The 26,807-nt window shown below is 33.1% G+C and carries 27 protein-coding genes; 18 read left to right on the top strand and 9 right to left on the bottom strand.

What is annotated here, in order from left to right; genetic code table 11:
• Nucleotides 1-789 precede the first annotated feature (789 nt).
• The 8 genes from IV513_RS10800 (at nucleotide 790) to IV513_RS10765 (ending at nucleotide 9,655) form a co-directional block, all read left to right on the top strand.
• Nucleotides 790-2,025 (top strand): LuxR C-terminal-related transcriptional regulator, encoded by a 1,236-nt coding sequence (locus tag IV513_RS10800; protein ID WP_209390582.1) that lies wholly within the window; start codon nucleotides 790-792, stop codon nucleotides 2,023-2,025.
• 106 nt (nucleotides 2,026-2,131) lie between these two features.
• A complete protein-coding gene (locus IV513_RS10795) occupies nucleotides 2,132-3,328 on the top strand; it encodes an oxygenase MpaB family protein (RefSeq protein ID WP_245168926.1) in 1,197 nt (398 codons plus the stop codon).
• Between the two features lie 95 nt (nucleotides 3,329-3,423).
• On the top strand, nucleotides 3,424-4,425 hold the full coding sequence (gene recA, locus IV513_RS10790) for a recombinase RecA (protein WP_209390581.1): 1,002 nt from the start codon (nucleotides 3,424-3,426) through the stop codon (nucleotides 4,423-4,425).
• A gap of 181 nt (nucleotides 4,426-4,606) precedes the next feature.
• On the top strand, nucleotides 4,607-5,173 hold the full coding sequence (locus IV513_RS10785; protein WP_209390580.1) for a YceI family protein: 567 nt from the start codon (nucleotides 4,607-4,609) through the stop codon (nucleotides 5,171-5,173).
• Nucleotides 5,174-5,251: 78 nt separating this feature from the next.
• Nucleotides 5,252-5,863: a YceI family protein gene (locus IV513_RS10780; RefSeq protein WP_209390579.1), complete on the top strand. Its 612-nt coding sequence runs from the start codon at nucleotides 5,252-5,254 to the stop codon at nucleotides 5,861-5,863.
• 86 nt (nucleotides 5,864-5,949) lie between these two features.
• Nucleotides 5,950-6,591, top strand: a complete 642-nt coding sequence (locus tag IV513_RS10775; protein WP_209390578.1) for an alpha/beta hydrolase — start codon at nucleotides 5,950-5,952, stop codon at nucleotides 6,589-6,591.
• A gap of 105 nt (nucleotides 6,592-6,696) precedes the next feature.
• The gene (locus IV513_RS10770) at nucleotides 6,697-8,043 is read left to right on the top strand and encodes an ammonium transporter (RefSeq protein ID WP_209390577.1); all 1,347 of its coding nucleotides are present in this window, start codon (nucleotides 6,697-6,699) and stop codon (nucleotides 8,041-8,043) included.
• Between the two features lie 193 nt (nucleotides 8,044-8,236).
• Nucleotides 8,237-9,655, top strand: a complete 1,419-nt coding sequence (locus IV513_RS10765) for an L-serine ammonia-lyase (RefSeq protein WP_209390576.1) — start codon at nucleotides 8,237-8,239, stop codon at nucleotides 9,653-9,655.
• 111 nt (nucleotides 9,656-9,766) lie between these two features.
• Here the strand turns inward: IV513_RS10765 and IV513_RS10760 are convergent, their stop codons facing one another.
• From IV513_RS10760 to IV513_RS10740, 5 genes are all read right to left on the bottom strand, one after another.
• A complete protein-coding gene (locus IV513_RS10760) occupies nucleotides 9,767-11,167 on the bottom strand; it encodes a serine hydrolase (RefSeq protein WP_209390575.1) in 1,401 nt (466 codons plus the stop codon).
• A gap of 10 nt (nucleotides 11,168-11,177) precedes the next feature.
• A complete protein-coding gene (locus IV513_RS10755) occupies nucleotides 11,178-11,750 on the bottom strand; it encodes a YIP1 family protein (RefSeq protein WP_209390574.1) in 573 nt (190 codons plus the stop codon).
• Nucleotides 11,751-11,754: 4 nt separating this feature from the next.
• The gene (locus tag IV513_RS10750) at nucleotides 11,755-12,159 is read right to left on the bottom strand and encodes a PH domain-containing protein (protein WP_209390573.1); all 405 of its coding nucleotides are present in this window, start codon (nucleotides 12,157-12,159) and stop codon (nucleotides 11,755-11,757) included.
• Between the two features lie 3 nt (nucleotides 12,160-12,162).
• On the bottom strand, nucleotides 12,163-12,432 hold the full coding sequence (locus IV513_RS10745; protein WP_209390572.1) for a DUF2089 family protein: 270 nt from the start codon (nucleotides 12,430-12,432) through the stop codon (nucleotides 12,163-12,165).
• A gap of 155 nt (nucleotides 12,433-12,587) precedes the next feature.
• Nucleotides 12,588-13,433, bottom strand: coding sequence for a prephenate dehydrogenase (locus IV513_RS10740; protein WP_209390571.1), 846 nt, complete (start codon nucleotides 13,431-13,433; stop codon nucleotides 12,588-12,590).
• A gap of 254 nt (nucleotides 13,434-13,687) precedes the next feature.
• On the opposite strand from IV513_RS10740, the gene polA reads away from it, so the two are divergent.
• Complete coding sequence (gene polA / locus IV513_RS10735; RefSeq protein ID WP_209390570.1) at nucleotides 13,688-16,534, top strand: DNA polymerase I; 2,847 nt, start codon at nucleotides 13,688-13,690, stop codon at nucleotides 16,532-16,534.
• 37 nt (nucleotides 16,535-16,571) lie between these two features.
• Here polA and IV513_RS10730 read toward each other — a convergent pair whose 3' ends face one another.
• From IV513_RS10730 to IV513_RS10715, 4 genes are all read right to left on the bottom strand, one after another.
• Nucleotides 16,572-17,135, bottom strand: a complete 564-nt coding sequence (locus IV513_RS10730) for a thioredoxin family protein (RefSeq protein WP_209390569.1) — start codon at nucleotides 17,133-17,135, stop codon at nucleotides 16,572-16,574.
• Nucleotides 17,136-17,146: 11 nt separating this feature from the next.
• Nucleotides 17,147-18,220 carry a chorismate synthase gene (aroC, locus tag IV513_RS10725; protein ID WP_209390568.1) on the bottom strand — a complete coding sequence of 358 codons (1,074 nt, stop codon included), beginning with the start codon at nucleotides 18,218-18,220 and terminating at the stop codon, nucleotides 17,147-17,149.
• Between the two features lie 39 nt (nucleotides 18,221-18,259).
• Nucleotides 18,260-19,906: a hypothetical protein gene (locus IV513_RS10720; protein ID WP_245168925.1), complete on the bottom strand. Its 1,647-nt coding sequence runs from the start codon at nucleotides 19,904-19,906 to the stop codon at nucleotides 18,260-18,262.
• Nucleotides 19,907-19,969: 63 nt separating this feature from the next.
• The gene (locus tag IV513_RS10715; RefSeq protein ID WP_209390567.1) at nucleotides 19,970-20,512 is read right to left on the bottom strand and encodes a glycine zipper domain-containing protein; all 543 of its coding nucleotides are present in this window, start codon (nucleotides 20,510-20,512) and stop codon (nucleotides 19,970-19,972) included.
• Between the two features lie 391 nt (nucleotides 20,513-20,903).
• Between IV513_RS10715 and IV513_RS10710 the strand changes: the two genes are divergently transcribed.
• The 9 genes from IV513_RS10710 to IV513_RS10670 all read left to right on the top strand — a co-directional run bounded on the left by IV513_RS10710 (nucleotide 20,904) and on the right by IV513_RS10670 (nucleotide 26,517).
• Nucleotides 20,904-22,196 (top strand): phage integrase SAM-like domain-containing protein, encoded by a 1,293-nt coding sequence (locus IV513_RS10710; RefSeq protein WP_209390566.1) that lies wholly within the window; start codon nucleotides 20,904-20,906, stop codon nucleotides 22,194-22,196.
• On the top strand, nucleotides 22,196-22,936 hold the full coding sequence (locus IV513_RS10705; RefSeq protein ID WP_209390565.1) for a Fic family protein: 741 nt from the start codon (nucleotides 22,196-22,198) through the stop codon (nucleotides 22,934-22,936). Before IV513_RS10710 ends, IV513_RS10705 begins: the two co-directional genes overlap by 1 nt.
• A gap of 27 nt (nucleotides 22,937-22,963) precedes the next feature.
• Nucleotides 22,964-23,179 carry a hypothetical protein gene (locus tag IV513_RS10700; RefSeq protein ID WP_209390564.1) on the top strand — a complete coding sequence of 72 codons (216 nt, stop codon included), beginning with the start codon at nucleotides 22,964-22,966 and terminating at the stop codon, nucleotides 23,177-23,179.
• 12 nt (nucleotides 23,180-23,191) lie between these two features.
• Complete coding sequence (locus IV513_RS10695) at nucleotides 23,192-23,410, top strand: hypothetical protein (RefSeq protein ID WP_209390563.1); 219 nt, start codon at nucleotides 23,192-23,194, stop codon at nucleotides 23,408-23,410.
• Nucleotides 23,403-23,645, top strand: a complete 243-nt coding sequence (locus tag IV513_RS10690; RefSeq protein WP_209390562.1) for a hypothetical protein — start codon at nucleotides 23,403-23,405, stop codon at nucleotides 23,643-23,645. Before IV513_RS10695 ends, IV513_RS10690 begins: the two co-directional genes overlap by 8 nt.
• A 49-nt stretch (nucleotides 23,646-23,694) precedes the next feature.
• Nucleotides 23,695-24,294 (top strand): hypothetical protein, encoded by a 600-nt coding sequence (locus IV513_RS10685; protein ID WP_209390561.1) that lies wholly within the window; start codon nucleotides 23,695-23,697, stop codon nucleotides 24,292-24,294.
• 97 nt (nucleotides 24,295-24,391) lie between these two features.
• The gene (locus IV513_RS10680) at nucleotides 24,392-24,676 is read left to right on the top strand and encodes a helix-turn-helix domain-containing protein (RefSeq protein WP_209390560.1); all 285 of its coding nucleotides are present in this window, start codon (nucleotides 24,392-24,394) and stop codon (nucleotides 24,674-24,676) included.
• Between the two features lies 1 nt (nucleotide 24,677).
• The gene (locus IV513_RS10675; RefSeq protein ID WP_209390559.1) at nucleotides 24,678-25,118 is read left to right on the top strand and encodes a hypothetical protein; all 441 of its coding nucleotides are present in this window, start codon (nucleotides 24,678-24,680) and stop codon (nucleotides 25,116-25,118) included.
• Nucleotides 25,119-25,185: 67 nt separating this feature from the next.
• Entirely contained in the window at nucleotides 25,186-26,517 is a 1,332-nt protein-coding gene (locus IV513_RS10670; RefSeq protein ID WP_209390558.1) for a hypothetical protein, read from the top strand.
• Nucleotides 26,518-26,807 lie beyond the last annotated feature (290 nt).

The raw sequence follows: 26,807 nt of genomic DNA, 5'->3' as shown, positions 1-26,807 counted from the left end.
AGGATAGATCGAATTTCATCGCTTATTTTTTTCTACTGCTACGCAGTTGGATATTAGAATACTAAAATACTCTTTTTTTTCTATTGCGGAATTTGGGTTTATAGCTTTTGATTAAGTTTTTAATATCCAAACCATCGATGATGTTTGAAACTATTTTCACAGGATGCTTTTCATCGATCAACTCCGACAAATTCGGAGGAAAAAGCAGATTTTGCTTGGGATTGTAATCTTTAAAGACTACTTTTGACTTAGTTAACACACAGCAAATTACGAAATTTGCAACTATTAGGAAAGCTTAGGCTTTCCTTTTTTACATTAAAAAGGCTGTCTCTCTTTTGAGACAGCCTCATGTTAATAAGTCTAATTTTAGTTTTAATAGACGTGTTTTTTTGAGACTACGTAATTAAGCTATGTATACAATAATTCTTTATCGTAGCTCTTTTTAAAATTATTTTTGTTTGTGAAAACTAAATAATAATAAATGTTTATTTTTGTATGAAATAAATTCATACTGTTGGGAAATTTCATTAAAAACAATTTTTTTTAATTCTGGTTTTTTGTTTTTCATTTTTATATGCAGGAGAACCATCATCAGCTTTAACAAGAAAGATAGTTGAAAAAATAAACCTTATCGCCATGCAGGCAGTAGAGGATATTTATAATGACAAATACATTCATCAGTTAAATGTTGTAAACGAAGAATCCAAGAAAATAAATTATTCATGAGGGATTTTAAATAGTTATTTTCTGAAAAATTATATCTATAATTTTCGTGGAGATAATGAGAAGTTGCTTAAGTCTTTTGGAGAGCTCGATTCTAAATTTTTAGTAAAGAAACCTGAAAATGACAACAATATTAATAGTTTTTATTGGCAATTAGGAGGAGTTTTTCTAAATTTAGGATTTCACGAAAGGTCTATCGATTATCTTAAAGAAGGAATTTCTAAACTTACCCACAAAGATGATTTTGCATTTCAATTTAACACAGATATTGCATACAATTATGGTGAACTAAAAAATTATCGCCAATATCTATATCATATAAAAGAAGCCGAGGGTAATTATATAAGGGCTACTCCACAAAGTGTATATTATAAAGATCCAGATTACAGATATTATCTTGATTCTTTTTATGCTTTGGCGTATTCTAACCTAAAGAAATTTGGGCAGGCAAATCATTATTTGAACTTAACCAGAAAAAATCTGAAGAATGTAAATTCACATTCGATGCTTCTAAATATCTATAATAATCTTTCGGATACAGAGGTTAATTATAAAAATTACAATCAGGCATGGGACGATATATTTAACGCAAAAAAATATTATAAAGAAGTTAATGTAATAACACTTAGCTCCGATTTAGAATTAAGCCAAAAAATTCTGAATCTTTCTATTTTAACCCAAAAGAAAGATAGTATAGAAATATACACAAAAAAGGTAGAAGAGATTAAAGAAAAAATTAAAGAAAGAGATCGTAATGCCAAAGATTTTGCTTTAAATTGGGCTCTGAATGATGAAATAAAAAAAGATAAGAATGAAGTTCTGAAATACGTAGTTTCAGCAGTTGTTTTAAGTGTTTCTGCAGGTATCTTGGTTTTTTTATATTTAAAAAAGAAAAAGAAATCTCGCTATAATAGTAAGACAATAGAAAATAATGAGGAAGAACTGTTAACAGAAAATAAAATACTTCAAAATAATATAGAACCCAAAACAGTTGAGTTTTCTAATGAAAAATTTATACAACTGAATGAATTGGCAAGAGCAAACAGTCCGGAATTTTTAACTCTCTTTCAGGAGCTATACCCTAATTTTATGCCTAAAATATTGGATATTGATCCTAAAACCAATATTACAGAATTGCGTTTTTATGCATATTTGTTTTTAAATTTTTCCACTAAAGATATTGCCCAGTTTACCAATACGTCTATAAGAACGGTACAGACGAAAAAATCTAACATTCGTAAGAAATTAAACATTCCAAGTGGTGAAGATGTGTATTTGTGGTTCGGAAAGTTGATGAATTAACTTTTCTTATTTAAAAAAATAGCAGCATACTTCCGAGGTATTCTAGAAATGATAAGCGTTCGTTTTTTTTGAAATTTCTTCAAAAAAATGTAAATTTATGAGCAGAATGAAAGAAATCCAATTACAGCCACGCTTTAAAAACGCTTCCCATTTTCGGAATTTCTGGGAAAAGGGAAACGGAAAACAACTTATCGACTTTTCGGGAGCTCAGGTAAATTTCAATGATTTTGAAAAGTTTTCTCAATTCTATTATCATACAGATTCAGCGGGAGATGAGGTTGTAAAAGACATTTATTTCACAAGAAGTTTTAAGAAAGCATCCGAAGAAATAGAACAGTATATCCGAAAAGGAGTTTCAGTTGATGATGATGTTCCAGAAAGTGTTAAGGCGCTTTTTCTTCAAACTCAAAAAATACCAGATTGGTTAGATTATCAGTTAATTAATAAAGGAGCGGAGCTTTGCATGAGAAGCAATCTCGATTCTCTTATTTCCCTCAGAGATTATTGCCTTATCGGAGGATACGATTACGCCTATCTGAACAAGCCTCTCATCGCTACTGAAGCTTTAAAGAAAGGAGCTGTAAAAAGGCTTTCGGAAACTTTAGATTTCTGGGTGAATGTTACGCGCTACAACGCCTTGGAAATTCATAAAAAAGGGTATGAATTTGCCATTAAAACAAGACTTATCCATTCTTACGCAAGACTTTCTATAAAAAAACATTATAAAGCCTGGGATACCGAAAAATGGGGAGAGCCCATTAATTCTTGGGATATGATGGCAACTTATATTGGTTTTAGCTTAGTTTTTATGCACAGTCTTAAAAAATTGGGAAATACCATTGCATTAGAAGAAGAAAAGGGGCTTTTCCACCTTTGGAAGTATGTAGGGTCTCTTTTGGGAATTCCGGAACAGCTTCTGCCGGATGATAAAAAACAGGCAACAGAATATTTTTATTTGTGGACTTCAGTTCAGCCGTCATCCGATGAGGATTCCGTTTTACTTGCGCATTCACTTTTAAATGAATCTTTGGAAAATCCGATCCTTAAATATAATTTTCAGCGTAAAAATCTCCGTTATCTTCATATTTGCTGTACATGGTTTTTACTTGGTGAAGAAGTATGCGAACGTTTGAAGATTCCAGATGTTCCCTTTAAAAGCGGTTTTCCAGTAACTAAAAAATTCTTGAATTTTATTTATAACAATCTCATAAGCCGTAAAGCACGAATCGAAAAAGGAAATAAAGATCAGATGAAAGTGCTGGAAGATTACCTTAAAATATCTCAGCATTCAAATTTTCATTAAATGATTTTTTAACGTTTTTAATGATTTTCAGACTCAAATAAAATTAGCTTTTCAAATTAAAATTGCGTAATTTTGATAAATTATATTTAATCGGAATGAGTAACATAGAAGATAAGAAAAAAGCACTTGCACTGGTGCTGGATAAATTAGATAAAACATACGGGAAAGGTACTGTAATGACTTTAGGAGACGATTCTGTAGATAATACTATAGAAGTAATACCTTCAGGTTCTTTAGGGTTAGACATTGCTTTAGGTGTAGGAGGTTATCCAAGAGGAAGAATTATTGAAATCTACGGTCCTGAATCTTCAGGTAAAACAACCTTAACGCTTCACGCTATTGCTGAAGCTCAAAAAGCTGGTGGTATTGCCGCTTTTATTGATGCTGAACATGCATTCGACAGATCTTATGCTTCAAAATTGGGTATCGATCTGGAAAATCTTATTATTTCTCAGCCGGATAACGGAGAACAGGCTTTGGAGATTGCAGATAATTTAATCCGTTCCGGAGCTATTGATATTGTGGTAATTGACTCTGTTGCGGCATTAACTCCTAAAGCTGAAATTGAAGGGGAAATGGGAGATTCTAAGATGGGGCTTCATGCAAGATTGATGTCTCAGGCATTAAGAAAATTAACGGCAACAATTTCTAGAACCAAATGTACGGTGATTTTCATTAACCAGTTAAGAGAGAAAATCGGAGTAATGTTCGGAAATCCGGAAACTACTACCGGTGGAAATGCTTTGAAATTCTACGCTTCAGTGAGAGTAGATATCAGAAAAGCCAGTGCACCAATTAAAAATGGTGATGAAGCTATCGGAAGCCGCGTAAAGGTGAAAATTGTTAAAAATAAAGTGGCTCCGCCATTTAAACAAGCTGAATTTGATATTATGTACGGCGAAGGGGTTTCTAAAGTTGGAGAAATTCTAGATACCGCTGTAGATTTAGGAGTTGTTAAGAAAAGTGGTTCTTGGTTTAGCTATGAAGATTCTAAATTGGGACAAGGTAGAGATTCTGTAAAAGATGTTCTTAAAGATAACCCTGAACTTGCAGAAGAAATCGAAAATAAAATTAAAGAAGAACTGAAGAATAAATAAAATTCTTTATTTACAAAATACAATGAGTTACCGATTTTTCGGTAGCTCATTTTTTATAACCTGATTAATTATTTAGCTGAGGTATTATAAACAAAGAAGATAATTCTGTTTAATTGATATAGATCAATAAAATTGCCGAGCAAAGATGATTATATTTGCAGCTTCAAAATTATTTAAAAAAATGAAAAAATTATTGTTATTGGCAGTATTGGCAAGCGGATTGGCTTTCGGGCAGACAAAAAAAGTGGTAAGCTCCGATGTGCACTGGTGGGGATATAAAGTAGCTAAATCTGCAGCGAGTTCTCATGACGGAACCATTAATGTAAAATCTGGAAATGTTGTTGTAAAAGGCAATGAAGTTGTTGGCGGATCTTTTGTGTTGGATATGACTTCGATTAATGCAACAGATGTTTCAGGCGAAATGCAAGGCAAACTAAACGGACATTTAAAAGACGGAGATTTTTTTGAAGTTGAAAAATATCCTACAGCCAATTTCAAAATTACTTCTGTAAAAAAGAGTAATAATAAATCTTACAACAAAACCATTACGGGAGATCTTACGGTAAAAGGGAAAACAAGTTCTGTTTCTTTCCCTGCCAATATAATTGTGAAAGACGGTGCAGTGTCTCTTACTTCCGCTAAATTTTCTTTCGACAGACAAAAATTTGATGTAGCGTACAAATCGTCCATGAAAGATGTTTTTGTGAAAGATGAAGTGGATATGACGGTAAAGCTTATGGCAAAATAATTTATTTAAAAAAAGATTGTTAAAAGTGTAGAAGTTCTACACTTTTTTTTATTTTTGTTGAATTGTAAATAAAAAAGAATGAAAAGATTACTATTGTTTGTTTTGATGTGTGCATGCATGTCATCGGTTTTTGCCCAAAAGAAAGGAGATAAAGTTTCTAAGGTGGTTACTTCTGAGATAAAATGGTGGGGACACAAGGTGGTAAAAACAAAAGCGACATCCCATTACGGAACCATAAAACTGAAAAGCGGTAAATTTAATTTCGACAAGACAGTTTTGGTAGATGGTGAGTTTGTAATAGACATGAGAAGTTTAATGGTGGCAGATTTATCGGGGGATGACCAAGTGAAGCTTACCAATGATCTTAAAGGACCAACTTTTTTCGATGTTAAAAAGTTTCCTACAGCAACATTTCATTTAAAAAGAATTATTCCTTTGGCAAACGAAGAGTATAATTCTACAATTGTTGGAGATATCACTATTAAAGGGGTAAGAAAGACCATCTCTTTCCCGGCTAATGCACATATCACGCAGTTTACAGTAGAGATTGAATCTTCTAAATTCTCTTTAAACAGAAGAGATTTTAAAGTTTTCTATCAAAGTTCAATGAAAGATTATTTCATTAAAGACGAGATGGAAATTCAATTTAAGCTTTCTACAGAAAAAGTAGATAACGAAAGACCTAGATAGGGTTAAACTTTCATAAATTAATCAGGACTGCTTTCAATTAAGCAGTCCTTTTTTTATTTTAGCTTAACGAAAAACAGTTTATATTGATGAAAATTTACGTAATAAGTGGTCTCGGTGCAGATTTTAAAGTATTAGAAAGGCTTCAGTTTCCTAAACAGCACGAAGTGGCTTTTATAGATTGGCTAATTCCCGAAGCAGATGAGTCATTTTCTTCGTATGTCGGTAGAATGGCAGAAAAAATTAATGATTCTGAGCCATTTTATTTGCTAGGATACTCTTTCGGGGGTATTATGGTGCAGGAAATCAACAGATTAAAACCCGCTGAAAAAGTGATTATTTTGGGAAGTATAAAATCTGATAAAGAAAAATCGAAGCTCATTAAAATGGGAGAAATAACCAAAATACCCAAATTTCTTCCCACCAGATTTTTTGGAGAAAAAACATCTCTGCTTTATACAAGGTTAAGAAAAATGGTAGATCCTAAAAACCCTAAATTAATGGAGTATTTTCAGGTTCGGGATCCCTATTATCTTAAATGGTCTGTAGAAAAAATTTCAGAATGGAAGTTTGAAGAAATTCCCAATGTAATTCAGATTTTGGGAGATCGCGACATTGTTTTTCCTATTAAAAATTCTAAACCAGATTATATTATTAAGGGCGGAACGCATTTGTTTCCGGCAACAAAATCTAAAGAGGTTTCGCTAATTTTAAATAAACTATTCAATTAAGATGTAAATAATTTGATATAGTGTATTTTTTTAAGGGTTGTTTATTTGAAATATGTGTTTTTATAAAATTTATTTATAATTTTGAGGGGGTTAAAAATAAATTTTATGAAAGTTGGTTTGAAATGGAAAGTTTCATTTGTAATTATTTGTATTGTTGCCATCGGCGGATTATTTTTCAGACCGGATGTTGATCTTCCCAATACAGGTAATTTTTTAAGCGAAAAAGAAATTGTAGGCTCAGATGTTGCCTGGATTTTGGCAGCTGCAGGTTTGGTTCTTCTCATGACTCCGGGTTTGTCATTCTTCTACGGCGGAATGGTAGGTAAAAAAAATGTGATTTCTACCATGTTGCAAAGCTTTATTGCTTTGGGAGTAATTTCTATTTTGTGGATTGTTATCGGTTTTTCTCTATCCTTCGGAGAATCTATCGGATTCACTATCAATGGTGTACATTATGGGATTATAGGAAATCCTTTTACGTATCCATTCTTTAACCATGTAAGTATTTATCCGCATAAAGCGATGGCATCTACCATACCTTTCATTCTTTTTGCACTTTTCCAGATGAAGTTTGCCGTAATTACCCCGGCTTTAATTACCGGTTCTTTTGCCGAAAGGGTAAGATTTATTTCTTATTTGGTTTTTATGGTACTTTTCAGTCTGTTTATTTATACTCCGTTATGTCATATGGTTTGGCATCCGGATGGGCTTTTAAATAAATTTTTCGGTATTAAAGATTTTGCAGGAGGAACAGTAGTTCATATGAGTGCGGGGTTTGCTGCATTAGCCGGAGCTATTGTCTTGGGCAGAAGAAAAAATCCTCATCATGAGCCATCCAATATTCCGTACGTGATTCTTGGAACGGGGATGCTTTGGTTTGGATGGTTTGGGTTCAATGCGGGATCTGCTTTAAGTGCAAATGCAACGGCTGCTATTGCATTCGGAACAACAACTATAGCATCGGCCTCTGCAATGATGACGTGGATTTTTTTTGACAGAATTAACGGAAGAAAAGTTTCTGCTTTGGGAGCCTGTATTGGGGCTGTAGTAGGTTTGGTGGCGATTACTCCTGGTTGTGGATTTGTTTCGGTACAGGAAAGTATTTTTATAGGTTTTGTTTCTGCAATTGTTTCCAATATCATGATGAATTGGAAGTCACTGAAAAAAATTGATGATACTCTCGATGTATTTGCCTGTCACGGTGTTGGTGGGATTATGGGAATGATTCTTACGGCTATTTTTGCTCACGGTGAGAATGCAAGCCTTCTTCATGGAGGATTTGGAGTGTTTGGACATCACATGATGGCTTTGGTTCTGGTTTCTATTTTTACGTTTTTCGGTTCTTTGATTTTATATAAAATTACTGACAGGATTATAAGCTTAAGAGTAAAAGAAGATTCTGAAGAGATGGGACTTGATTTGTCTCAACACGGAGAAAACCTGAAATGGTAAATTTCTTCTCAAGAAAATTATTTTAGACCTATAATTTGTATCGGATTTTTTGGGACAGGACAATATTTTACTTTTTAAAGGTGTCGCTCCTACGGAGCGGACTATCATTCGCAATAATTCTAGTATACGATTCATTTCAAATTAAAAAAATTTCCGTGTATCTTTGCTTTCGTTTGAAAGTGAAAATTCATTTATGGAATCAATATCAGTTTTTGAGATTATTAAAGTAGGAATAGGACCGTCGAGTTCTCATACGATGGGACCGTGGAATGCGGCTGCAGCGTTTATCAGAATTATAAAAAGAGAACGGTCAATAGATGAGGTAAAAGAAGTTTTCGTAGAATTTTTCGGCTCTTTAGCTAAAACAGGAATTGGTCACGGAACCGATATTGCCGGAATGCTCGGTCTAAGCGGTGAAGATTTTAAAACCATTGATACCACCAAAATTGATGATAAAATTGAGCATATTAAAAAATCTGAAATTCTAAATTTAGGCGGAGAAAAAGAGATTCCCTTCATTTATGGATATCATTTGGTTCTGAATATGCAGAAAACTTTAAACTATCATCCCAACGGAATGATTTTCAGGGCCATTTTTGAAGACGGAACAGAGCTAGTTCAGGATTTTTATTCTGTAGGAGGAGGTTTTATCATGAGTCAGGAAAAAAAATCTATAGATAAGCATTGTGTCCGCACTTTATATCCTTGTCATAAATCTTCGGATATTGTAAAATATTGCGAAAAACTCGGACTTTCAAAAATGTCTGATCTGATTCTGATGAACGAAGAAAGCTGGAGAACTAAGGAAGAAACCCAAGCAGAAGCATTATACATCTGGAAAAATATCAAAGAATGTATATATAAAGGCGTAAATAAAGAAGGAATTCTTCCTGGAGGCCTCAATGTTACCAGACGTGCTGCCGGAATCAACAGGAAACTTTTGGGCGATAAAGTTTATAAAAATATTGAAGAATGGTTTCAGCTTGTGGTAGATGCAGAAGAAAATTTCACTAATATCAACAAATGGATTTCCTGTTTTGCGCTGGCGGTAAATGAAGAAAATGCAAGCTTCGGAAGAATTATTACTGCTCCCACCAACGGAGCAAGTGGTGTAATTCCTGCTGTTTTAATGTATTCTCAGGCGTTTACGGATGCTGTAAGTGAGGATGATATTGCGAGATTTATTCTCGTTGCAGGAGAAATAGGTACTTTATTCAAGAAAAATGCTACGATTTCTGCGGCAATGGGCGGATGTCAGGCGGAAGTAGGCGTTTCTTCGGCTATGGCAGCGGCGGGCTTAACTGAGATTCTCGGAGGAAGCGTAGGGCAGGTTTTGATGGCGGCAGAAATTGCTATGGAGCATCATTTAGGCTTAACCTGTGATCCTATTAAAGGTTTGGTGCAGATTCCCTGTATAGAACGAAATACAATGGGTGCCATAAAAGCCATCACAGCGGCTAATATTGCTTTAGAGAGTGATCCTACGAAAGCCAGAGTAACGCTGGATGAAGTAATTCAGACCATGTGGGAAACGGCCCTGTCTATGAATGACCGCTTTAAAGAAACTTCGGAAGGCGGTTTAGCTATTGCGGTGAATGTTCCTGAGTGTTAGAAAAAAAACTTTAAAATCGTATATAAAAACGTCCTGATGATTTAAAGAAAGCATCAGGACGTTTTGGGTAAAAGATGCGGACGATTTCAGTAAAGCATCACCATCTTTTATTTAAGCAAATTTTTTATTAATTTTTGGCAAATCATATTTTTTACCATACAGAAAACTGAGTATTGCTAGTGCAAATTCGTTTCCGGCAATTCCTGATCTGTCGGCATTTAAAGAATAAGAAATAGAAATGTTTTCTTCTCCATTATATATCATTAGAGAATTGGTTCCGTATGTTCCACCGCTGTGGCCAACAAAAATTTTCCCGTAAAAAGGTACAATAGATAATCCCATTCCGAATTTTTGGGTATCGGGCATCATCTCGTGTAAAGATTCTTTGGAGATTATTTTTTTATCAAAAATAGAATTAATGATAATGTTGAGCTGATAAGGAGTAGTAGCAATATCTCCTACGCCTACTACATTATTGAAATCAAAATCCTTTACGCGAACCCATTTTTTATCGTAAAGAAATGAAGGATATATAAAAGATGATTTCTGACTTGCGGTATAAAAATCTTTTAATTTTAATGGATTGATAATATATTTTTTTAAATTTTCTGAATACGATTTATCAGAAACCTTTTCTAAGATTTTTGTAAGTAAATAATATCCTGAATTAGAATATTGTTGCCCCGTTCCGGGCTCAAATAGAGATCCTTGCTGTGTAATTCTGTCTATGATAGCTTTTTCCGACTGCGGAGTTACCAACCATCTTGTATTCTTTTCTCCCTGTACATAATCTCCCAATCCTGAACTGTGATGCAGGAGCTGAGCAATCGTAATTTTTTTAGCATTAGGAATCTGAGGGAAGAACTGATCCAGTGTTGTATTAAGATTCAGTTTTTTTTCTTCTATCATTTTAAAAATCATAATGGCGGTCATCGTTTTGGTAATAGATCCAATCTGAAAAACGGTATTGCTATTCTTAAAATCGGGAAGATTTTTTTCTCCAAATGTCTTTTTATAAACCTCCTTGCCTTCTTTGAAAACAGAAATTTCTCCTGCAAGTGCATTATTTTTTTCAAGATAAGATAAATACTCATCCATTTTCTTTGAACTTTCTGAAATATCTGCTAAACTTAAATTTTCAACTTCGCCATCTTGATGCTTTGCTTTATCGAAAGGTTTTAATAGAAGAGGAAGAACCATTCCGTTTTGCCTGAAATTTCCTTTAATTTCCGAATTATTCAAAATTCCTTTAAAAGAAGCATTTATTTTTTTAATTTCAAAAAACAACTCTTTGTTCTTAAAGGTGGTACGATCTACGGGAATTCCTTCTGCACCTTGTAACGGACTGTCTAAAGTAGCACTATAAACACTATCCACTTGCTTAATATTAACAATTAACGGAAGTTTTGTAGCCTGAATTTCAAGTTCGCCCATCCAGGAACCTATAATTTGTTGTGCAAAACTTAAATTGAAAATCAAGAAACTGAAGAGAAGTGAAAATTTGTTTTTCATTGTTTATTATTTATTGTAAAAATTGCATGCTTATCATTAGCGTTAAAAGTAAAATGGCAAATACCACAATATGATACCAATTTTTCATATTAGTGGCCGTTTTAAAGCCATTGTAGAACAGAGCTATTCCATAAACAGAAATAGTTAACGACAAAATTGAAAATACAAGTATTGTAATAAGTGTAAGTGGTGAAAAATGGGGCGCAATATTTTCTGTAGATGACAAAATTTCTTGCTGAGCATTTTTTACTAATGGGATTTCTGAAAGAAGTACTACAAAAATTCCCACGCATTGGGAAATAAGAACAGGAGTAATAATATCAATAAATCTTGTTTTTTTATTTATTATTTTTCCGTAGATATAGAAAACGAAACTGCTTATTGCATATACAAGCAGCGTATATCCAATACTTTTAAGTAAAGAATCTTTCTTATTGAGATAATTAAAATGAAATAAGCTATCCATCTGATAACCGAGCAAATAACTTATAGAAAAAACAATAATTGCAGAACCTATCCCTGCAAGAAGCAATTTTTTCTCGTCAAATTTTACAAAAGGATTAAAAATAGTTTTCCAGTTCATTTTTTTATTTTACTATTTTAATATTTGGGTTTATTGCAAGAAGCTCACGCTCGAAATCCATAAAATTTTTAGGAGAAATAATAATATCGCCATCTTTAGAATATATTTTTACTCTTCCTATAACAGCTGGAGCAGGTGATGAAAGCATATTCCACGTTTTCTCTATTTTAGAAATTCCCGTAATCCTTAATCTGGTGGTTCCAAAGACGGAGTTTCGGATGTATAAAAATTCCCTATCCATTTGGTAACGAATGGTGTAAGTTAGTATCATAACTATTGCATAAAGAATGGAAGGTAGCCATACCGTATTCCAATTACCATTTTTTATTTCTAAAAAAACAGGAAAAAATATAATAATGAACATGGGTATATAAAGTTCCCAACCTACTTTTACAGGTATATTTTTCATTATTTACAGGGTATTTAGCTTCGTAATTTTCTCAATGAGATCATCCATCTTATTTCTCATGGTTGGGTAAGAAAGGTCTGCCTGTTTTGCCATTTCTTTAATACTTCCGCTGGAAAGAAAAAAATTGAGAATAAAATCCTGCTCATCTCTCTTAAGCTTTAAAAAAACAGGAAGCTCATAATCTCCACTCACTTGCGTTCCGCAGTCGGGACACTTCATCTGGCTTACATTAAGATTATGCTCGCAACTCGGGCAAGTTATAGGAAGTTTCATTTAATTTTTTTGTAAATGTAATAATTATTTTAATAAAGTTAAATATTATTTTAATAAAGTTAAAAAAAATAAATTTGTTTGGTATTCTCTTCAAATCATTTTAAAATAAAAAAACTCCCTAAAGGAAGTTTTTAAAACATAATTCAATGAAATTTTTATTTATCTAGAATTCCACGTATTTTGTTGGCATTCACAATTAATTCTTCAAGAAATTCAAAATTTTCTTTCTCCAACGCAGATTTGAATTTTTTAAGCTGGAAAATATGCTCATTAAGCACATCCAAAACATTTTCTTTGTTTTGTTTAAAAATCGGAACCCACATTTCAGGATGAGATTTCGCCAGACGAACCGTACTCGAAAAACCCGAACTCGCCAACTGAAAAATAGTTTCTTCCTCTTTTTCCTTCTCCAAAACGGTATTAGCTAAAGCGTAAGAAGTGATGTGCGAAATGTGCGAAATATAGGCTGTATGTACATCGTGATCTTCAGCATTCATGTAAATTGGATGTATTTCGAGGTTTTTTACAATATTTTCTACAAGTTCCAATGCATCCGGGGAAGATTTTTCTCTGTCGCAGATTACACCTGCTTTGTGGGCAAAACTTTCGGCAGTTGCAGATTTTGCACCGTGGTTTTCTGTGCCCCACATCGGGTGGAATGCCACAAATCTTGATCTTTTAGGATGATTTTCCACAGATTTTACAATTCCGGACTTGGTAGAACCCACATCCATCACCGTTTGGCGGTCATTGATTAAATCTAAAACTTCCGGCAGAATATTTTTGGCAGAATCTACTGGAACAGCAATAATGATGAGGTCTGCTGCTTCAATTCCTGTTTTGAAATCTGCTTTTTCATCAATGATATTTAAAGAAAGAGCATCTTTAAGATTTTCAGAATTATTATCAATTCCATAAATATATTCGGCAGCTTTTTTCTGTTTTAATTTTAATGCGAGCGAGCCTCCAATAAGACCTACACCAATAATGCTTATTTTCATGTTATTTTAATTTAAAAAAGAAACCCCGTCTTTCGGACGAGGTTTATATATCTATATCAGAAATCCTTATCCCATAAATGAGGTAGAAATTCCATAATAATATGTGTTGTTCATAACCATAAAGCGAATGTAAGAATTTTTTTGAAATTATATAGGTTTTGGAATCAATTATAAAAAGAACTTCATTTTTTCTTGATGAGGGTTTATGTTTCACCGCTCATCCCGATTTCATATATTTGTTCATTATTCAAAATATGGAGGCAACACAAGATAAAAGGCTTTTTCTTATTGATGCGTATGCAATGATTTTCAGAGGATATTATGCACTCATCAGAAGTCCTAGAATTACCAGTACAGGGATTGATACATCTGCTATTTTTGGTTTTACCAATTCTTTGATAGAGCTTATCCGAAGAGAAAAACCAACCCATTTGGCTGTAGTTTTTGATGTCGGACAGGCAAGTGTGAGAACCAATGACTATACCGAGTACAAAGCCAATCGAAGCGAAACTCCGGAAGCAATTACAACAGCAATTCCTTATATAAAAAGGATTTTGGAGGCAATGCATATCCCGCACTTGGGTGTAGAAGGCTATGAAGCGGATGATGTTATTGGAACCATTGCATGCAAAGCAGAAAAAGAAGGTTACACTACTTTTATGGTAACTCCGGATAAGGATTTTGCCCAATTGGTTACCGATAAAATTAAAATATATAAACCAGGCTTAAAAGGTGGTGATATCGAAATATTAGGTGTTGATGAAGTAAAAGCAAAATATGAGATTGAAGATCCGAAACAGGTCATCGATTTTCTGGCAATGATGGGAGATGCAGTAGATAATATTCCCGGATTGGATGGAGTAGGAGAGAAAACAGCTATGAAATTCCTTAAAGAATTCGGAAGTATCGAAAATCTTTTAGCCAATACAGACCAGTTAAAAGGTAAGCTTAAAGAAAAAGTTGAAGCTTCGGCTGAACGCGGTATTTTATCTAAAAAATTAGCAACCATTATCTGCGATGCTCCGATTGAATTCCATCAGGAACAATACGATCTTGAAACTCCCGATTTCGAAAAAGTAAAGGAGATTTTTGATGAAATTGAATTCAGAAGGCTTTATGAAAATCTTTATCGTGCTTTTGCTCCATCCGAAACGCTGTCGGTGAAAAGTGCTCAGGTTTCCGAAGTTGAAATTCAGATTACAGAAACTCCACAGCAGAAAGTTGCCAAAAATGTAGGACAGCTCGACCTTTTTGCTACTTATGAAGAACTCGATCAGGCAACTTGCACAAAAACAACTATTGAGCAAAACGACCATTTGTACCAGTTTGTAAACAATCCTAAAGCTCAGAAAATTTTAGTTGAAAATTTACTCAGACAAAAAGCAGTGTGTTTTGATACCGAAACGACTTCTCTAAATGAAATGGAAGCCGAGCTTGTGGGAATGAGCTTTTCCTACCAAAAAGGTTTGGCGTATTATGTTCCGTTTTCTGAGGATCAGGCTGAAGTTTTACAGACTTTGGAAATTTTCCGACCATTTTTTGAAAAAGAAGATTTAATTAAGATTGCTCACAACTTAAAATACGATTATAAGGTTCTTCAAAAATATAATATTACCGTAAAAGGTGCAATGTTCGATACCATGATTGCACATTATCTTCTGAATCCCGACGGAAGACACGGAATGGATTATCTTTCTGAAGTTTATCTTCATTATAAACCCGTTTCCATTGAAACTATTATTGGAAAAAAGGGCAAAAAGCAAGGTAACTTTCGGGATGCAGATTTAAGAACCCAGACCGATTACGCTGCGGAAGATGCAGATGTTACTTTTCAGTTATACGAATTGTTCGCACCACAGCTCAAAAAAGAGAATTTAGAAGATTTATTTTTTAAAATTGAAATGCCTTTAATGGAAGTTTTAGCTAAAATGGAATTGGCAGGAATTTCTTTAGACGAAAAATGGCTGGCTCAGGAAAGTATTGATCTGGAAAATGATTTAAGGCAATTAGAATCTACCATATTTGAAATTTCCGGTGAAGAATTTAATATGAATTCTCCAAGACAGTTGGGCGATATTCTATTTGAAAAAATGCAGCTGGATCCGAAAGCTAAAAAAACTAAAACCGGACAGTACGCTACTTCCGAAGATGTTCTGCAAAAATTAGCTTCAAAACACGAAATTATACAGCATATTTTAGAATACAGAACTTATCAGAAGCTGAAATCTACTTATGTTGATGCTTTGCCATCCCAGATTGATAAAGAGGATAACAGAGTACATACCAATTTTTCTCAGACCACTGCTGCAACGGGGCGTTTGGCGAGTGTAAATCCTAATTTACAGAATATCCCAATCCGTACTTTGAGAGGGCAGCAAATTCGTGGAGCTTTTGTTTCGGGTGAAGGAAAAAAAATTATTTCTGCAGATTATTCTCAAATAGAACTGCGTCTAATTGCCGAAATTTCGGGTGAAGAGAATATGATTAAAGCCTTTCAGAACGGTGAAGATATTCACGCTTCTACAGCGGCAAAATTGTTTAAAATTCCATTAGAAGAAGTTTCAAAAACACAGAGAAGTCAGGCGAAAACGGTTAATTTTGGAATAATTTACGGTCAGGGTGCTTTTGCTTTGGCAGAACAAACCGGTCTTTCGAGAACCGAGGCAAAACAAATGATTGAAGCATATTTTGAAACTTATCCAAAACTGAAAGCATATATGGCAGAACAGGTTGCCAAAGCTAGAGAGTTGGGATATGTAGAAACGATTTTAGGCAGAAAAAGACATCTGAAAGATATTAATTCCGGAAATTTCGTGGTGCGAGGTCATGCCGAAAGAAATGCGGTGAATGCTCCTGTACAAGGAAGTGCCGCAGATGTTGTAAAAATGGCGATGATTAAAATAGACAAAGAGCTTCAGGAACAGAATCTTCAGACCAAAATGCTGCTTCAGGTGCATGACGAATTGTTATTTGAAGCGCCTATTGAAGAAGTAGAAACGGCGAAAAACCTTATTAAAAAAGAAATGGAATCTGCTATTGAAACCAATGTCCCATTATTGGTAGAGGTGGGTGTAGGAAATAACTGGCTGGAAGCACATTAATCAAAAAAAAACTTCTGTCAAAAGACAGAAGTTTTTTTTACAGTAAATCTAAAATTTCCTGTATGGCATCTTTGCCTCTATTCTTGGCGTAATAAACCTGCAGATCGTTGTAAAACATATCTTTGGTATAATTTTCCGGATCGGCTTTGTATTTAAGAAGTAATCCATGTCCGAATTTTGGACGTGGTCCCCAAGAATTTTTCACATTATAATCCTTGTCTAAAAGAAGAACTTTTGGGATAGACTCTGTACCGTTGGTTAAATATTGGTTAATCAAACTTTTATCGCTGTCGCGAAGAAAAATTTTTACTTCGTTTTTTCCTTCAAAAAACTTCACCAAAGCAGGAACTGTTGCACTTGCATCACCACACCAGACTTCAGAAATTATCAGGATTTTTCCGTCAAAATTTTTAGATTCTAGTTCTGCAAGCTGCTCTTCGTTGGGAGTGTATTTTTTTAAGGTACGATCAATTCGCTGAAGTCCGAGTTCATAATAATGTTTAAATTCGGCTTCCTGCTGATTGGCTGGATTTTCGAGTCTGCTTTTCCCGATTTTAATATATTCGTCGAAAGAAATGGCTTTGTCCCAGTAATTTTTCATTACTCAAAAGATTATTTAAATTGGTTTATATTTCTTGTTTTATTAATTAAAAATAGATCTGCTAACACAAAAGCAGCCAGATTTTCTACAATTGGTACAGCTCTTGGAACTACGCATGGATCGTGTCTTCCTTTACCTTCCACAATAACAGGATTTCCATATTTGTCTACACTTTCTTGAGGTCTCAAAATAGTGGCTACCGGCTTGAAAGCGACTCTGAAATAAATATCCATTCCGTTGGAAATACCACCCTGAATTCCTCCTGAAAGGTTAGACTTCGTACTGAAATCGGTATTAAAAGAATCATTATGTTCAGAACCCGTCATTTTTGCACCACAAAATCCACTTCCGTATTCAAAACCTTTGCAGGCATTAATATTCAACATTGCTTTTGCGAGTTCAGCCTGTAATTTAGAAAAAACAGGTTCACCAATTCCTACAGGAACGTTTTTTATAACGCAAGTAACCGTTCCGCCTATCGTATTGCCTTCTTTTTTAATCTCTTTAATTCTGGCAATCATTTTTTCGGCAGTTTCTGCATCTGGACATCTCACATCATTATTTTCAGTTTTAGAAAAATCTAAAGCCTGATATGGTTTTTCACAGAAAATATCACCTACGGAAGAAACATACGCATTTATTTCTATTTCTGGTAAAAGCTGCTTAGCTAAAGCTCCTGCAACTACCCAGTTGATAGTTTCGCGTGCCGAAGATTTTCCGCCGCCGCGATAATCACGGATATCAAATTTTTGATCGTAAGTAAAATCTGCGTGACTTGGGCGGTACATTTCAGCGATATGATCGTAATCTTTCGACTTCTGATTTTCATTTTCTACTAAAAAACCAATGGGTGTACCTGTAGTTTTTCCCTCGAAAATTCCGGACAGAAATTTTACTTTATCGCTTTCTTTTCTTTGTGTAACGATTGCTGACTGACCGGGCTTTCTACGATCCAGTTCGTACTGTATTTTCTCTAAATTTATTTCTACGCCCGAAGGGAAATTATTAATAATTCCGCCATACGCTATGCCGTGGCTCTCACCAAAAGTTGTGAGGTTAAGAAGATTACCTAATGAATTGAACATAATACAAAATTATTGCTTTTTATTCAGAAAACCTGCAAATTATTTCTCAGTTTGTGGATAATGGCTTTTAATCGCATGAACTGTTTTTTCCACTTCTTTTTCTTCAGCATGGTTCAGTTTCTTCCAGATGAATCCTTTTTTAATGTTGTTTTTGTCAATCATTTGAGGGAAGATTTTGGCTTTTTGGTAATCAAATACATAATTTTCTGAAATTGCAGGAATTGGAGTATCAAAATTAAATGGATATTGCTTCGATACATTAAATTTCAGATTACCAATTTTAAATTTTTCAAAGTTTTTGTATTGATAATGAGAAGGTTTGTATAACTGCATACAGTCTTTTTCAACAATAAATTTACCCAACTGAAAACTCGGAATAGATTGCTGAATGAGTTTCGGGAAAGTAAAAATTCCACAAAATAAAATACTCATAATCAGCGAAAAAGAAACAGTTATTTTCTTACTGAATATCTGATAACCTATTACCAAAAACACGACAAAAAAAACTTCAAGAAAAAATCTGTATTGAGCAGAAAAAAGTAAAACCAAAATACTTTTTAATAAAACAGATATACATAAAATACTGATGATCTTGTTTTTTTTGATAAAGCTGAAAATAATAAATCCTACCAAAGTCAGGACAAAACCTATATGAATAAAAGATTTAATTCCCGGAATAAGAAACCAGTTTTTAATGTATTCAAACCAAGAAAACTTCATAATTTCCTGATAAGAAAACTGTTCGTCGTATGTTTTTACAATTGCCAACTGGGAGGATGAATGTAAAAGTTCTGGATTGGGTTTCCACGAAAATCCTAAGTCTAAAACTGCAACCGGAAAAACTGGATAACCAAATGTCCAAATGTTTTTAAATATGAACAGCAAAAAAATGCAAAACCCGAAAATGAGTTTCTTTACGTCTAGTTTTACACAGAAAATAGAGTAAAGTATAATAAAAAAAGGAAGCCAAATAATGGTTGGTTTAATTGAAAATGCAAAAATTGATAAAGCAAATAAAAATGATATGGCTTTATTTCCTATGAAAATTTCATTCAAAATAATTAAAGAAAGTACTATGACAGGCAAATCGGGACTTGGAGATTGTGTGAAAAATAAAAGAACAGGAATGAAAAACAAATGAATCCAGCTTTCATTTTCTATGATGTAAAAAAGGTAAATAATTAGTAATATGGTATTCAGTTTAAGAAAAGGATCGCAAAAATTACTGAATCCTGCCTGTAAAATATGCCACATCGACATTTGCCCTAAAATAAGGTCGAGATTAGAAATTCCTTTTACCAATCCCACTTCTGTAAGCCATTTTATTGATGGAATATAATACCCAAAATGGTCTAAGATAAATGGATAAGAAGAACCACAATAAAGGACTATGGCACCGAAAATACAAAGTAAAACAGCATTTCCTTTAGGTAATTTATAAAAATCCAAATATATTTTATCCTTGAAAAAATAAAATAATCCTATAAGTATAACGGGAATTTCTACATAAATATTTAAAGCAATAAAAAATGATAATGCTGTGAAAATTAGCCCTAAAAATAAAATACCACTTATCGTTTTTCCCGAAATTCCTTTTATTTTGCTCGGGAAAATCTTGTCCAACAGATTTCCCCAACCCATAAGGAAAGGAATAATAAATACCAATGAGAAAAATATAAATAACATAAAAAAGATTGCCTAAAAATAAGCAATCTCTTCGAAAGTATATATGTAAAAATTATTTGAAATTTACCTTGGCTGAACTCTGCCACTTTTTCTATCCTGAGCTCTTCCTAAAGTATATCCTGTAGCACCGCCAATAATACCTCCAACTACGGCACCTCCACCTCGGTTTTTCTTGTTCACTAGAGCTCCTAATGCAGCACCACTTACAACACCGATAGCGGTACCTTTAGCGGCTTCGCTAATTCCTTTTTTCTTTTCTGTTGTACCTTGTGAAGTTCCATTGCTGTTTCCCGAACTGCTTCCACTAGAAGATCTAGGTGCATCACGATAAATAGTTTTGGTTTCTCGTATAATTTGAGGTTTCGCAGCTGCGACAGTTTTTGCTCTTTCTTTTTCTACGATTGCAATACTGTCGGCTCTTTTTTGGGTTTCATATTGAAATCTTTCTTTTTCTATAGCTAGTTTTTGTTTTTCTATTTCAAGCTGTCTTACCTGAAAATCCATTTTCTGTTGTTCTAAAGTTTTTTCTGCTACAGAATCTTGGTTCTTCTTACAGGCCGTCAATGCAAATATTGAGATTACTCCTGCTAAAACTATATTTTTCATAACTCAAAATTTTTAATTATTGGTGAGCAACGACTACTCACGGAAATGTATTTTCAATAATGAAGCCAAATTTTAGTTAACGAAATGTTAAAAAGATTAAATTGTTTTAAAAATTATTTAATTAGAAATTAAATAAAATAACTTTATTGCATAAAAAAACCTCTAAAAATCTGTTGTAGATTATTAAAGGTTTTATGAGGTACCTAGCGGACGTAATTTGCACTTTTTCATACTTTTTTAAACATTCAAAAAACACGTTAAAACCCCCTTAAATACTATGAATATTGATGTTTTTACGTTGCATTGTATTTTATAGAATTTTGAAACGGTTGGAAATTGGTTGGAAATTTGGTTGGAAATATTTATCTTTGATATGTTCAAATTCAAATAAATGGCAACTGTTAAATTTCGGGTTATCCAAAAAACCGAAAACGCTCAAATCTATATCCGTTTTTCTATAAATCGGGATAATGTTTTTCAGATTAAAACAGGGAAAACCATAAACTATAAATTTTGGAGTGTTAAAACTTCCCGACCTATCCAAACCATTACGGAGAATAAAATCCTTACAACGGAACTTAACGCCCTCGAAAATCATATCTTAAAAGAATATAATTTCGATTATTCCAAAGGTGTTATTTTCTCAAAGGATTGGTTGTCCGATAAAATAGATACATTTTTTAACCGTATCGAAGTTAAAGAGGACGATTCTGTTTTTATCAATTATCTTTCAAACTTCATAGAATTTAAAACACAAACAAATTCTTATACAAAAAGTACAATTCTAAAATACTTGAACCTTAAAGACCGTTTTCTAGAGTATCAGAAAAAGAAAAGAAAAATATTCCTAATAAAAGATGTGGACGGTAAAACTCTTATTGAGTTTAAAAACTTTATTATCACCGACTGTAATTTAATGGAAACAACCGCTAACCGATTTGTTAAAAATCTAAAAACGGTAATTTTTGATGCTGGTGTAAACGGTAAACAAATACACTTTCAAATAAAAGGATTTAGTACAGGTACAACAAATACAGAATACAAAGTATTTCTATCCTTTCATGAAATACAGAAAATAAAAGAAGTTCAGACATTAAACACAGATTGGAATGTTGCCCGTGATTGGTTGGTTTTAGGGTGTTATTTGGGACAACGTGCCAGTGATTTATTACGCATGAATAAAACAATGATTTACACAAAAACGGATAGCGAGGGTAATAGATTCCGATTCTTAGAGATTAAACAGCAGAAAACAGGGGAAAAGGTTGTAATACCGCTACATGATGAGGTAGAAACTGTATTGCAAAAATATAACGGTAATTTTCCGCCAATATTTTCCGTCAATAAAGAGAGTAATACTAATTTATTCAATCTACATATCAAAAAAGTATGTGAGTTGGCAGGAATTCACGAAATTATAAAAGGCAAAGTTTACAATGAGTACGAAAAGAAAAACGAAATTGTAGAAACAGAAAAATGTAACCTTGTTTCTTCGCACGTTTGCAGACGTTCTTTTGCGACCAATTTTTACGGCAATAAACTATTTACCACACCTCAACTGATGAGCATTACAGGGCATAAAACCGAGTCTATGTTTTTGAATTACATAGGTAAGACCGCAGACGATTGGGCAATGCAGACCGCAAAGACTTTTAAACAATTATCTAATCAAAAAATATCATAATGAAAAATAAATATAAAGAACTCGACCAACTCAAAGAAAAACTAAATATTTTAAGACAAAACCACAGCGACAAGGTGGCAAAGGCATTTGATATTGAATATACCTATGAGAGCAACAAAATAGAGGGCAATACTTTGACTTTGCAGGAAACTGCATTGGTTATTGAAAAGGGTTTAACTATTGGCGGAAAGTCTTTAAATGAACATTTAGAAGCTATTAACCACCAACACGCAATAGAATATATCAAAGAATTAGCACAGGAAAAACAAATTATTTCCGAACGTGATTTATTACAAATTCATTCTTTGATATTGCAAGGTATTGATAATCCAAATGCAGGAAAGTACAGAAATGTACAGGTGTTAATTTCGGGAGCAAAACATATACCACCACAGCCGTATTTAGTGGCTAAAGAAATGGAAAGTTTATTTATTTGGTATAACGAGAACAAAGACAAATTACACCCGATAGAGCTATCAGCCGAGATGCACGAACGTTTGGTAACCATTCACCCTTTTATTGATGGCAATGGACGAACTTCACGCCTTTTGATGAATTTAATTTTACTACAAAACGGATTTCCGATTGCGATTTTGAAAGGAGATACGGATAGTCGTTTAAAATATTATCGAGTATTAGAAACCTCGCAAACCGAAAATAACAAACAACCATTTATAGATCTCATCATAGAGAATGTGAGAGAAACAATGGAGCGAATTATAAAAGTATCAGGAAATTAAAATTTAATAAATAAAACAATTTGAATTATGACAACAACAACACTTTACCAAAATGGGGACACTTTTGAAATTACTTACAAAATAGCTGAAACAAAAGAGCCTAACAAAAACTATATATACATTGATGATGTATTGCATGAAGTCATTAGCAAGATTAAGACTAATGAGTTTAATGTTACTGAAATGAATGAAAATATTTGGAAAGGGATTAGGGAACGTACAAACTATACTGTTGGAAATTAATAGAATTAAATTATGAAAAAGACGTTATTTATCATCACTATTCTTTTATTTATCCAATCATGTAGAAATGATACATCTAGTTATTACAATGCAGAAAATGAGCAGTATATTGATGATCTTGAAGATAAAATTAAAAGATTAAATAAAGACAACTCTGAACTGGAGTATGAGATGCAAAATTTAGAAGATGAAAAACAAGAACTAGAAGAACAATTATCAGATTATGAATAAAAAATTACAATTATTATGGGTGTTCCTGTTAGGCGTTATCATTGCAATGGTTTACAATTACTTTTACAACATGAATGGGCGTTATATTCCTATCAGGACTAAGTACAGTGATATTAATTTATCAATCCTTGATACTAAAACAGGTGCAATATATGTTGAGGGGAGGTATAATGATAAATATTTTTACAAAAAAATAGACCTGATTACGGAATCACTGAAACAAGCAAAAAAATAATTTTTGTTTACAATTCAAATTATTTTGTCAAAATTAAATAACACCTGTTATGGAAGAAGAAATATTTTCATTGTATCCGAATTTAGAAAGTTTTAAAAGTGATTATAAAAGTGAATATTACGGATATTATCAACATAAATACCCGGAATCAAATTTTATAAGTTATTTAGAAATCCTCATCAAGTTTTATTCAAAAGAACACTTAGATAGAATACGATTTATAAATGAGCATAAAGACAATACTCCCGATTGGGTGATTGAAAGACATGAAGAAGAAATGTGGATTGAAAGCTTGGAATTTAATAGAAATCTGGCAGGAGAATGGAATAAAATTTTAGAATATTTATATTACCAAAAAAGTATTGAAATAGGAAAAAGAATAGAACAAGAAGGATATTTTAAAAGTTTAAAAACGCAGAATTTAAAAAAAACAAGAATGGAATTATCCAACCCCGAAAAAATAGCAGTTTTATATAAATTAGGTATTGAGGAAACATTAAACAAATTTCCAATTAAAGAAGATAGATATAGATTTATTCACGAATTGATAGGGGGTAATTATGATAATATAAAATCAACAATGATTAACGGAGTTTCTAATGATAATGAAAGGGTAGCACAGGATTTTATAAACTCTAAAACCATATAGTAAATACCCCAAACAGTTACCCCAACTACCCCATTTTAAAAGAATGGGGTTTTATTGTACTCTAATTTCGCAGTATCAATTAACAAAAGATATTGCCATGAGTACATTACAAATTATCGGTTATGATTTACCCGACTTTTTCGCAGAGTTAAAAAAATCACTTATTCCCGAGATTTCGGAAAACCTTTCCGCAAAATTCCAACCCAAAGAGCCAACGGAATACCTCACACGTTCCGAAGTCTGTAAACTTTTAAAAATAGATCTTTCCACTTTGCATCGTTGGAGAAAGGATAATACTATCCCAAGTTACGGAATGGGAAACCGTGTGTACTTCAAACGTTCCGAAGTGGACGAAATTATTAACCAAAACAAATTGAGTTAAAATGAAAACGGCAACCACTTACATACCCGACCATTACGGAATGATTTATAAACTTGATGAGGTTAAAAAATCATTCAGACAATACAAATTATCCAAATATGAAAAGATAGCATTTTCAGAGTTTATAAGAACCGAGAAAAACAACGGCTACAATTCCACTACTGGAGCAGAAAATCTTTTTAAAATTCGAGATACAACCAATTGGAGCAAATGCACCATTACGGGATTGCGACCAGCTGGAGTGGTAGGATTTTATTATGCAGATTTAAAGGTAAAGGATAAAAAATCTTTGTTTATAGCTTATATTCCTGAAGATATAGAAACAATTTACATCCGCATTTGTCCGCAATTCTATCCTTTCAACGCTACCGACCGTATGCGAATAGTAAGAAAAATAACAAATGTAATGCAAAGCCACATCAACAAAAAAGGGAACGATTAAACCGCTCCCTTTGTGTTCAAATATGTAATAGTGGCAACCATTACAATACGCCAAAGATAGAAAATTAATGATAGATAACACTAAGTTTTTAACGCATAGCCAAACAATTATAAATAGATTGTACCAGCATTCTGATTTTGTGATATGCCGACCAAAAACCAACAATTATTATTCATTAAGGCATAAAGATTTTGGGATAAAATTAAGTTTGGATTTTCGCAAGGCAGTAGAAAACGGAAAGGTAGTTGGTTTTTGTCATTTGGAAATAAATGTAAGTCCGCATTATCACTTTAACCAATACCACCATAATGGTAATGATTTTACGCCATTACAGGCAATTAGTACAATTTCTGATATTCTGATCTACTTAGGTATAAAACAACGAGAATACAACGAATTGAATGTTTGTAATATCGAATTTGGTTTAAACATTATTCCCGATGCAGATACAAAAGACCTCATCAATGGACTTTATTTTTATAAAAAAACACCTTTTAAAGTGGGGGATTTTCCATACTTCAAAAAGACAGATGCCACCAGCTACAAACAGATAAAGGCATACGCCAAAGGATTGCAGTTTGCGGACTATCCCGAATACGGAATTAACAAAAATACTTTTCGTTTTGAAGTTAAGAGCAAACAGGCAAAGAATATCTGTAAATACGGAATTAACACCGCCACCGATTTACTGAATTTGGAAAGCTACAACCGATTAGGACAAATTTTATTGGATGAATGGGAACAAGTGTTATTAATCAATTTAGGTTTAAAATCGAACGAACTGTACGCCTTAAAAAGGGATGAGGTATTGTTTATCCAAAATGTAAAAAGTATTGATTTTTGGAGTGGTTTTAAAACGGATGTAACACGAAAGAAATTTATAAGAGCAAAAGAAAAATATATCAATTTACTTGACAGAAAAGACAATCTGCATTACCTCATCAAATTGCAGATTATTGATAAACTTTTCAATTCTCAAAATGTCCCAAATTCCACACAGAAAACTACCATAAACAGAGAGAATTTGCAAAATGACAAAACCACCTCTCAACTGATAAACTTGGAATATGGGACAAACGGACAAAATAATAGAGTTTGTTTAGTGACCAATTTGGATATATCAATGCAAAAAAAAGGCAGTAAGTTTTTATGTATGACAGGTTTGAAATATTACAAAGAAAACCAACCCGAAACCTACCAAAAACTAACTGAAAAATATTTGACCGAAAAACAAAAGGGAAAAAGTTTTGACCGCCAAAATTATTTCATAGCACACAATATTAGGAATGCCAAAACCAACATACAACATAACCCAAAATACAGCCGACAAAGATTTGAGAAAAGAAACTACAACGAAAACCAACTTCAACTTTTTAACTTATGCACTTCTCATATATAGATTAAAGAAAATCGAGTTTCAAATTTCAAAATAAATTTAAGAAAAAGAGAGGGCGGGGGTGTAAATTTTTATTTTATGAACTGATTTTTTTATATAGGTGTATATATAATGTTTAAACTTTAGGTGTAACACTCGTAATCAATATAATTAATCTATTATTTTTTAATAGCATAATTATTAATATAATACAGCAATACTGTCCTAAATAAAAATTATTAAAAATAGAAACAGCCTAAATACCTATTTTACATTTAGCTTTACATTTAATTTCAAAAAAGAACCCCTTGATA

The sequence above is a fragment of the Chryseobacterium sp. RR2-3-20 genome (genome assembly GCF_017808115.1).
GTDB classification, from domain to species: domain Bacteria; phylum Bacteroidota; class Bacteroidia; order Flavobacteriales; family Weeksellaceae; genus Chryseobacterium; species Chryseobacterium oryzae.
Note: the sequence above shows the minus strand (reverse complement) of the source record. Positions and strands in the feature narration are given on the sequence as shown.